Origin of the sequence: Nostoc sp. (assembly GCF_036917375.1) — a bacterium.
GTDB lineage: Bacteria > Cyanobacteriota > Cyanobacteriia > Cyanobacteriales > Nostocaceae > Nostoc.
This window is the reverse complement of the sequence record NZ_JBALDN010000006.1, coordinates 25,448-35,592: the sequence shown is the minus strand read 5'-3', so window position 1 is coordinate 35,592 and position 10,145 is coordinate 25,448. Positions and strand designations below refer to the sequence as shown.

8 protein-coding genes and 2 pseudogenes are annotated in these 10,145 nt (G+C 39.1%); 5 read left to right on the top strand and 5 right to left on the bottom strand.

The annotated features are described in order from the left end of the window. Positions 1–462 precede the first annotated feature (462 nt). Positions 463–1,092: a hypothetical protein gene (locus tag V7K45_RS02045; protein ID WP_334999882.1), complete on the top strand. Its 630-nt coding sequence runs from the start codon at positions 463–465 to the stop codon at positions 1,090–1,092. A gap of 18 nt (positions 1,093–1,110) precedes the next feature. Continuing rightward, positions 1,111–1,923, top strand: coding sequence for a hypothetical protein (locus V7K45_RS02040; RefSeq protein ID WP_334999880.1), 813 nt, complete (start codon positions 1,111–1,113; stop codon positions 1,921–1,923). A 485-nt stretch (positions 1,924–2,408) separates the two neighbouring features. On the opposite strand, the gene V7K45_RS02035 is transcribed toward V7K45_RS02040, so the two are convergent. The 4 genes from V7K45_RS02035 to V7K45_RS02020 all read right to left on the bottom strand — a co-directional run bounded on the left by V7K45_RS02035 (position 2,409) and on the right by V7K45_RS02020 (position 7,176). Continuing rightward, complete coding sequence (locus V7K45_RS02035; RefSeq protein ID WP_334999878.1) at positions 2,409–4,028, bottom strand: NAD(P)/FAD-dependent oxidoreductase; 1,620 nt, start codon at positions 4,026–4,028, stop codon at positions 2,409–2,411. 212 nt (positions 4,029–4,240) lie between these two features. After that, positions 4,241–5,728, bottom strand: coding sequence for a helix-turn-helix domain-containing protein (locus V7K45_RS02030; protein ID WP_334999876.1), 1,488 nt, complete (start codon positions 5,726–5,728; stop codon positions 4,241–4,243). Positions 5,729–6,040: 312 nt separating this feature from the next. Then, complete coding sequence (locus V7K45_RS02025; RefSeq protein ID WP_334999874.1) at positions 6,041–6,523, bottom strand: hypothetical protein; 483 nt, start codon at positions 6,521–6,523, stop codon at positions 6,041–6,043. Between the two features lie 197 nt (positions 6,524–6,720). Beyond that, the gene (locus V7K45_RS02020; protein ID WP_334999872.1) at positions 6,721–7,176 is read right to left on the bottom strand and encodes a CAAD domain-containing protein; all 456 of its coding nucleotides are present in this window, start codon (positions 7,174–7,176) and stop codon (positions 6,721–6,723) included. 618 nt (positions 7,177–7,794) lie between these two features. On the opposite strand from V7K45_RS02020, the gene V7K45_RS02015 reads away from it, so the two are divergent. The 3 genes and pseudogenes from V7K45_RS02015 to V7K45_RS02005 all read left to right on the top strand — a co-directional run. Continuing rightward, positions 7,795–8,016: a PRC-barrel domain-containing protein gene (locus V7K45_RS02015; protein ID WP_334999870.1), complete on the top strand. Its 222-nt coding sequence runs from the start codon at positions 7,795–7,797 to the stop codon at positions 8,014–8,016. A gap of 19 nt (positions 8,017–8,035) precedes the next feature. After that, entirely contained in the window at positions 8,036–8,473 is a 438-nt protein-coding gene (locus V7K45_RS02010) for a hypothetical protein (protein ID WP_334999868.1), read from the top strand. A gap of 67 nt (positions 8,474–8,540) precedes the next feature. Beyond that, positions 8,541–8,936: pseudogene (locus V7K45_RS02005) on the top strand (hypothetical protein); the annotation flags it as partial. Positions 8,937–8,950: 14 nt separating this feature from the next. Here V7K45_RS02005 and V7K45_RS02000 read toward each other — a convergent pair. Continuing rightward, positions 8,951–10,072, bottom strand: a pseudogene (locus V7K45_RS02000) (IS630 family transposase). Between the last annotated feature and the right edge of the window lie 73 nt (positions 10,073–10,145).

Genomic DNA, 10,145 nt, shown 5'->3' with positions numbered 1-10,145 from the left:
AAATCTTTGAGATGCACCACACGCTCATTTTCATTCTTGGACAATGCTTAATTTACACGACTTTCAGCCTTAACTGAACCGTATTGGCATATAGCAGTGTTTTTGGCTCACATTTCCTTCATGATTGTTTGGGCAATTGTCGTTTTTCTCGTTTCATCTGTCTGCAAGGCACTAGAAGATCCCCCAGAAAATGCGGCACAAGCTAAAGATGAAATAGTAAGCATTAAACATTTAGAGCAACATACCTGTGAAAAATGCCAATTTTTTCACAATAACTATTTTTTAAAGTGTGCTGTACATCCAACCACTGCTCTAACACACCAAGCACTAAACTGCTCTGACTACAAACCTAATTAATCCTGAAATCACTGTAACCACAGCGATGCAGTGATTATTAACCTGATAAGGTTTAAATAAATTTAAAAGCCTTAAAACTTCATTTGAAAAACCTGAACAAATTTTATGAAACCAAAAGAAACAGTATTTGTTATTCCAACTCATCGACTGAGAGATGTAGCACAGACCATCGAAAAATATGATGAGAATTTCTGGGCGAATGGTCATGCTTTAAAAATTATAGTTTTTGATGATTCTAGTATTGCCAACCACGAAAAATATTATCCACTTTTAGAGCAGACTAAGACAGTCAATGACGTGTTTTATGTTGGCCCTCAACAGAAAGAACAGTTTATTACATTTTTAAACGAAAGACTGCGCGATCGCAAGCTAGAATCACTAGTAAAAAACTTATTCCGACCTAGTTATGGAGGAAATCGCAACTTCACACTCATGTATACTCTTGGACATTTAATGGTTAGTGCAGATGACGATATGCGGCCAGATGCATTAATTGAAACTAGCCCAGAATCTTTATCTGGTGATGAAATATGCCGAGGAAAATTAATCAAGTCTAGCCAACAAGGCGGCTATGTCCATAAATCTTTTGACTTACTCACAGCTTTTGGTGATGTTTTAGGTCAAAAAGCCAGCCATGTACCAGAGAACTTCGAGTCTGGAGAACTGGTTCTTGATACAGCAATGGATTTAGAAACCAACACAACTAAAGGTTACTTTCGAGAGAACAGCCTTTGATTACAACAGGGGAGAGTCTTGAATAATGCGCTCGTTAAAATTGCTCAAACTTTTCGTACAGGAACTAATGATATCGATACACTTGATTTTATTCACATGTATCTTAATGATGAAAACCAAATAAGTCCCAATGACCTGAATGATTTTTATATTCTTACAAATTTTCGACCTGTTATTACTAACAAAAACTGGAGAATGGATTGTGGAGTTGCTGGATATGATAATCAGCTAGGTTTACCACCCTTTTTTCCAACTCGGCTCAGATTTGAGGATTATATTTACAGGATTTGGATACAGCAAGAAGGGATTGCAGCTGCACACGTTGATGCTGTCCAAAACCATATTAGAAATAACTATATGCGTAATCCTCTAGCTAGCGAACTATTTAATGAAGAAATATGTAGCTTGCTAAAAAAGAAGATTAAAAACAGTGTTTATCATCTTGACGATTTGGCAATCAAGTTTGATTACTCTGGCGAAGTCACTTTACAAGATTCTGAGGAAATCCTGGAAAAAATCTCTGCTATCCACAGGCAGATAGTCAAAGCTTCAATCTCTACCCAGAATGAAGAACGCAAGCAGTCACTTCAATTATTTGCTGAAAATTTATCGAGAGTATTTTATGGATTTGAACCAGACTTTTTTCAGCAAAATGTTTCTATAATTATCGATGATGTTATTAGCCAATTTCATGGCTCTCTAGAAATATGGCCAAGTCTAGTAGAAATATGTTACTTTTACAAAGATAAAAAAGATTTACCGCAAATCAGAGTTAAAAATAAAAAAGTAAAGTCTAGAAATGGGACAAAATCGAATGAAATTATTGTATAAATACGGACTTTCATAAACAAGCCCTCTGTAAGACTTGGTGATTTCAAAACCTTTGTAGAGACGTTGCAATGAAACGTCTCTACACCCAGATTCATAGATTTTATCAGCAACGCCAAATTTTAGAATAGCGATCGCTGTAAATCTGCAATACCGAGATTTGATATTACAATAGACTTGTCGCTTAATAAAGTAGGGTAACGATTAGCAACTCGAATAAGACAGAAAAATGCTCCTACATCAATCGGGTGTTGAAAGAAGACCGCCTGCTGAGGGCATTTACTGGGCTAAACCGTAAGGCATTCAGAAATCGCATTCGTGATTAGGATGAGCGGGGTATTCTCAACAAGAATTGCCAAATAATAATGTGTTTAAAGGTACCTGAGATATACAAAAATATACTTACACTCGGATAGTACAAAATGCCATAAATCTTGGTGCTAACAAGGTTATCCTTTGTGAGTAAGTGAACTGTTCCTTCTATACCCTCAGATTTTGTGATTTACGGTTCGCAATATACTTAAAGCCACCGCCTCCGCCACCTTGATACCATCAATACCCGCCGAGAGAATTCCACCTGCGTATCCCGCGCCTTCACCAGCCGGATAAAGACCGACTGTATTTAAACTTTGATAATCTTCTTTGCGTTTAATCCGAATTGGTGATGATGTGCGGGTTTCTACCCCAGTCAACACGGCATCATTCATCGCAAATCCTTTAATTTGTTTGTCAAAAGCGGGAAGTGCTTCGCGGATAGCTGCGATCGCATAATCTGGTAAACTCTGGCTCAAATCGCCCAAATGTACCCCAGGTGTATAAGACGGCTTAACAGTACCGAATGCTGTAGAAGGGCGATGGTTGAGAAAGTCTCCCACCAACTGCCCTGGAGCTTCATAAGTCCCGCCACCCAATTCAAAAGCCCGTTCTTCCAAGCGCCGTTGGAAGTCGATTCCTGCCAAAGGGTTGCCCGGATAATCTTCGGGAGTGATGCCCACAACGATCGCACTGTTGGCATTGCGCTCATTGCGAGAGTATTGGCTCATCCCATTAGTGACGACTCGCCCCGGTTCTGATGCGGCGGCAACTACCAAGCCTCCCGGACACATACAAAAACTATAGACGGAACGACCATTTTGGCAGTGGTGAACCAGTTTGTAATCGGCAGCACCTAAAAGCTTATGACCAGCTTGAGCGCCGAAACGACACTTATCGATGAGAGTCTGGGGATGTTCGACTCGAAAGCCGATGGAAAAAGGTTTCGGCTCTATGTAAACTCCGCGATCGTATAGCATTTGGAAGGTATCGCGGGCGCTATGACCCACCGCCAAAACTACATAATCGCTGGCGATATATTCCCCACTGGCGAGGGTGACTCCCCGCACCTGCCCATTTTCGATGTTGATATCTTCCACCCGACTTTGAAAGCGAATTTCGCCGCCCAGAGATTCAATTTTGGCACGCATACTCTGGACGATTCCCACCAGCTTAAAAGTGCCGATGTGCGGTTTATTGATATAAAGAATTTCCGGTGAGGCTCCTGCATTGACGAGTTCGGTTAATACCTTACGTCCATAATGTTGAGGGTCTTTGACTTGACTGTAAAGTTTGCCATCAGAGAATGTACCCGCCCCACCTTCGCCAAACTGGGCATTAGATTCGGGGTTGAAGTCTGATTTTTTCTTCCAAAATCCAAAAGTATCAGCAGTGCGATCGCGAACTTGTTTGCCACGTTCTAAAATGATCGGACGGAACCCCATTTGCGCCAGCATCAAACCCGCAAACAATCCACAAGGCCCAGTACCAATGACGATGGGGCGAATCGCCAAATTGCTCGGTGCTTGTGCCACTGGGCGATAACTCATGTCTGGCGTGACCATTACATGAGGATCTTTTTTCAGGCGCTTGAGTAGATGAGTTTCCTGAGTCGTTTCTACATCCAGAATATAAACAAGGGTAATCTCTCCTTTCTTACGGGCATCGTAGCTACGCTTGAAGATGGAATAACCGATCAATTCTTCGGGCGTGATTTGCAGCTTTTTGAGGATGGCAGTCTCGATCTCATCTTCAGGATGATCGAGCGGGAGCTTTACTTCTGTTAGGCGTAACATAGCGAGGAGAAATGCGTACTATCTATCAAAATATTAGCAAGGGGGGCAGGAGGCAGGGAGAATACTGCCTTCTGCCGAAACTTTACATGAACAATGACTTTTCTACGTCATGGAAAAACCCACGAAAAACCTAACCCCCCTCCCGACGCAGTTACAATGAGTAATAATATCTAGCAAAAATTACCTCAGCACGAGTATGCGGCTTGCAAATATCAATACCTGTTAACGTGTAATTCCAGTGTATTGAGCAACTTAGGCAAGTCCTTTTGAGAAACCTGACGTGTACCCGTCTCGACTGCATCAACCCAGGAAACGCTTTTCTCCATCGTTGTAGCGAAAAATGCTCTAGACCAGCCTTTTGCTTTTCTCGCTTCTCTAATGACATTACCTGATAGAGGCTGGATATTGTTTGCACTTAGCTGATTCGAGTCCACGGTCAAGCGTTCCTGTACTTCTACTGGTAAATGAAAACGCCATCTAGAATTGAGTATTTGATTCCAGTAACCTATGGGTCTTTTAGCAGTTTTGCTGCTTGTTAACCAAGCTGGGCCTGTTTCCAGTTCTGCTTGCCATCCAGCTTCTTTGACAACTTTCAAATCAGTTTCCAAATCATCAGCCATTTGCCGCCTAAGCTGTCTGTCTTGCTCTGCTGTTGACACTTTGTCTGCACCATAAGCAATTTCCATCAGAGTCTTGCCCATTACACAATCCTGAAATTCCGGTTTGATTTGGAAGGTTAGCCAAACTAGCATTCTAGCTGCACCAGCATTTTGTTTACCAATACTAAATAGTTTCTGTACGGTTTTCTTGGTAATAATTCCAGTGTGGTAGTGGTATTTAGATTTATTGAGGAAGTATTTTGTCCACACTCCAGCTTGACCTATCACCTTTAAACTCACTAGCTTGTTATTGCCAGCTTTATCTGTTTCAAAATCTCGTATTATGCTGATGTCCCAAATCTTTAAATCAGCAACAGTAAAAGCTCCAGCTTTCTCTTGTTTAGGCCACGCAATACAAGCTAGTACTTGAGCAGGTTGCCGTAACAAGTGGTACAAAATACTTAATTTTTCATGCTTACATAAATCCCTGCGTTTCACAAGCCCTGTGTATTCAAGTAATTGCTTGTCATCAATTACAAAATTGCCTGACCAAGGTTTATCTAGGCTAGCGACTAAGGCACAGTAAATCAGGTGAATAGCACACGCCCTTGGATCAAATTCGTCTATAACAACTAAAGCTGCCTCTTCTGCCAGTGTTTCTGGTTGTGGAGTTTCGGGATTATCTGTTACATAGTAAAAGATTTTTCCTTTTCCAGTTTCAGTTTCTTTTTCGTAACTAAAAGTATTATTTACTTGATTCCATGACAGATTCATTTTTTGAGATAAGACTTCAGCAACTCCATACAAAACTAGCGACAATGCAGCAACATTAGTCTTACTATCAGGAAATAAAGAAGCTTTTTTGAATTGCCGAGGTTTTGCTGAATACTGGTGATTTGATTGTAAGTTTTGCTCAGATTCATTAACTCTGTCTTGAAAATTAATTTGCTTTGATAATTGAGTAGTTGGGTCTTCTAAAGCTTCTTCATCAAGAGCAATATTAGTTTCCTTTGGATTTGGATTACGGGAAATCGTAATTCCCATTAACTGGTGAAATATATGCAGAATTTTGCTATATAATGTTTTTGCTAAATGTTTCATTTTCCTACTACCAATCTGCTGCTCGCGTAGGTAATTTACAATGATGAAATAAAGCCTAAGTTTTTTTGAGAAAGTATAATAATGCTTGATATTCTACTGATGAGTATTATTAACTTTAGCAGGACTTACGCAAAATAATGGAAAAATGTAGACGCAAAGCGGCTTGCCGTAGGCTACCGCAAAGTCGCAAAGGACACAAAGGAATGAAAGTTTCAGAGAGTTATTGCGTAAGTCCTATTTAAATCCGGAAAAAGTTTCTATTAAAAAATAGAATGACGTTTAAACGCCATCTATTTATAATCTGTAAAAAAATTAATTTGTCGGAACAGTAGCTGCACCTAAACCTCTTAAGTCTCGCCCTGTGGGACTGTTGTTATATCCTTTAAAGTCCCGGTATTGTTGTGCTTCCTCCTCTGGAACACGAATGCCCTCTTGTGGCGGTGTTACCCAGACAGGGCGATTTTGAGCATCTCGATAGTAAACATGCCCATTCTTAGAAAGGTAGTATTTCCCTTGCGCTCCCGTTCCTTGGGCATTCTTTCGCTGATTGTAGAGGTAGTAAAGTCCAGCAGCACCTGCCAAGATTGCCACTTTCTGCCCTGTACTTAATCCCCTTTTGGCTTGGGGTTGATTTACGGGAGCGCGATTATTTAAATTTCTCCCAACAGTATCGTCAATTGGAGGTTGCGTAGCATTTTGGGAACCTCCGCCGCAGCTATTAAGCAGAGGGACTGTTAGCAATGTTGAAAGAAATATTGTTGTTGTCAGCGAAGCTAATCTATTTGTTTTAATCATACATTTTCTTTTCCGGCTAATTTAGCTGATGTGGTATAAGATAGGACTTACGCAAAAGTGCTAAAAAGCTTAATTTATCGAACCGCCAAGAAAGCAAAGAACACCAAGAATCTACAGTTTTATAGAATGGTCAAGCAAAACTCAGTTTTTTACTTGACCAAAAGTTCAGATACACTGTATCCACCGCTATACTTTAGTTAGCTTAAAGTCTGTGATTCTTCTCTGCCTAGAGTTTGTTTTTTAAGCAAGCGAATTTCTGTTGTTAATTCTTGCCGAGTGGAATCTTTGAGCAAATAGCGGAAAGTAAACCAAATTGTGTAACCAAGTCCAATTAATTGGAGAAATGGAGAAACTAGGGGAATATCATTTATGGCGTTGAGTACCGCTAGAAAAATTCTTAGTGTCGTAACTGCTATCACAAGCAACGCAAAGCTAATAATCAGCAATTTGTATTCTTGGTAAAAACTACCTATGTACTCAGGTATTTTTGTCAAAAATATAGAAATTTGTCTACCAATTTTTTGCCATTGTTCTTCATTTTCCGAGGCGGGTGGCAACATTGCCAGGTTTCCAGACTCTGAAGCTTTCAGTGCTTCTATCTGGTTTGGGGAGGCAGTATCGACATACCGATCTTGCTGTAATTCTGTATCCATAATTATCTCCTGATTTTCTTGCAATAAGAGCAGTTTTAAAGCTTACAGTCTGTTATTATCAATTTTCGCAACACTTGCTTTGCAACTAGATTTATTACTCCTTAGCCGCACAGCTAAATATTTATTTGCAAATTTATTACGACTTTAATAATATTTAGACATTTTTAGATTTCCTTCTCATCAATCTTTTGGCATAGATTTTATCTTATAGAAGAGTGATAGAGCAGGTATTACAACTTAAGTCAATAAACTTTTAACAATGTGAGGATATTTGATTTAAGTGTAAGGTGTTACTAAACATATCAAACTAGCTAGATTTTATGATATGTATTGATTTAGTTAACTTTAGTTGTGATATTTACTGCTAGAAACTAGTCACACAAATGCTAGAAACTAGTCACAGTATTTTCAAAAACTAGTTTAAATATTTTTATAATTAGTAATACATTAATACTAAAAGATTGTTTTGTCTCATACTTATGTGCTATGAAAATATATTTAATTACTTCAATTGATTAAATATCAAGATAATTTAAGTCAATCATCGGGGAGAAGATGTATATAAACTAAATTGTGTAATTTATAAAAAGACACAGCAAGATTTTAAGGAATCAAATAATGCCGCTCCAAAAAATAAGTGAATTTGATCTAGACTACCTTAATACTCTTGAAGGTAACGACATCAAAGGAATGGGTGTGTATGTTCAAGGAACTGATGAGAAGATTGGCACAGTAAATGATGCTGTAATAGATGAGCAAGGAGCATTCCGCTATTTAATTGTTGACATAATTTTTTTTCAAAAATCAAATATGAGTCCTATATTGCAGAAAAGTTATTAGTTTAGATGAGGTGGTTAAATTGAAAATAATTCAAAAGTTTCGTCGGGTTTTAATAGCTTTAGCCTTGGTATTAGTATTAACAACGACTGCCGCCTGTAGTGGTACTGTTCAAGCTAAACAACCAACTCAATTACCGTCTGGAATCAGTGATAGTGCCGACTATGCCTTGTTGTCACGCGGTAACAGTGTACAGGGTCAAGATTTTGGGAACTGGGTTGTCAGCACAGCCAAGGGAATTGTCCAAGATGCTTATGTACGTGACAACAATAAGTTAGGTGTCGTGATTACGCCTAAAGTTCGTCCGACCGAAGTCCGACCATTAGCAAAATCCTTACTCCAAGGTTTTCACAAAAATTTCCCCAATCAAGACTTAAAAGTTTTGATGTATGCACCAGACAAAAAACTGATTTTGACGGCTCAGTATGATGTGCAATCTCAGCAAGTTGAGTATAAATAGGGACTCATTTTCTGGAGAAAACCTGAGTTAATCAATTGATTGCAAGTATAAACAGGAGACATTTAAAATGAGTAGCAGTGACAAATATAAACGCGAAATTCTCAACGAGTTGGCGCACGGTAATACAGAGTCTTTAGATGATGTTTCATCTGACCCAACTCAGGAATACGAAAATTTTGACGATTTTGCCCAGCGTTCATCTCACGATCAACGTCGGCAATTGTTTAGTCAATCTTTCAACCATAACAGCATTCCACCAAGCCAGCTGGAGCCAGAACTCCAAAAGGCGATCGCTCAAATTAAGCCTAACGAACGGGATGATGTTGCACGGGCATTTTTCAAACACTTAAAGCAAAGAGGTCTAGACGAGCGCCATCTGGAGCGAGATTTGGGGCTTTCTACCCACAACCCTAACCGCATAAGTGCAGATGACCTTACCAAGCTGGCATCTTTCACATATCATAAGCTAATCAGCATTTAAGCTGCAACATAGCTGAAATTACCTTTATGTTTGATGTTCCGATGCCACTTAATCACTAACTCGCCTTGATTCAAAAGCTTATCTAGCAGGGATTTTAATTCATCGACCGATTTGAATAAGCGATGAGCAATATATTCCTTACATGAGTGCCAGACTAACTCGATAATGTTGTAATCAGGGCTGTAAGCTGGTAAAAACTCTAAAACAAAGTTCGGAAATTCTTCGGATATTTTAGCTATAATATCTTTGCGTTTATGAAAACTAGCATTATCTAAAATCAAAATAATCTTCGATCCATACTTAGAGAAATATTCAACATTGTTTCCTTTACTTACCCACTCTTGTTTGACTAATTCAAATAATAGTTGTAATTGCTCATAAAAAATATCTGCGTTCCCTTTTTTCACAAAAAAGCATACCCGTTTTCGGTCTGATTCTCTGATTGCTCCCATGACATTCACCCGGCCACAGCGTCTTTGTCCTGGAACATTTTTGCGTTTTCCTTTTTTACCCCAGTTCTTTCGGCGAATCACTCGTAAACTAAAACCACTCTCATCCCAAAACCATACCTGCAAACGGTCTGGTTCTTCTCGCGCTATTGATAAATATTGAGTAAGTTTCTCCTTAAACTTAGCTCTTTCGATTGGGTTTTGTTTATCTTCCAGGTCATATTTAGCCCAAATATAACTATACTTTTTTCGCTTTAATATCCTCTTTACTTGAGAGCTACTTAAATCTATCCCTGTTTTTTCGGTCAAATACGTGGCTAATCTCTCTGCCGTCCATTTGCCAAATTCATACCCGAAATCTGATGGTTCTTGGTCAACAGTTTTTAATAACAGTTCAATATATTCAAGAGTAGCTTTTCGATAATGTTCGTACTCTCTTTTGTTATGCAGGGTTTCTAAATTGTCTGGATCTCCATGCATACACCAATATGCCACGGTTCTAGGCGAGCAGCCTAAAAATTTAGCAATTTCATGTTGCGGCTTCCCATCATTTTGTAGAAGAATAATTAAAATTCTTTCCCTGACGTGTGGTTGGTCGCTCTCTTTTAAAGCCTGCTGTAGCTTACCGACTTATTCCGGCGTTAAAAAGTCTTTGGCTGGTGGCGGCATAGCTGCTTTTATACTACTTCACATTATTATTATGCAACTTTAGTGCCGATTAGCTTAGCCATCCTGACATCTT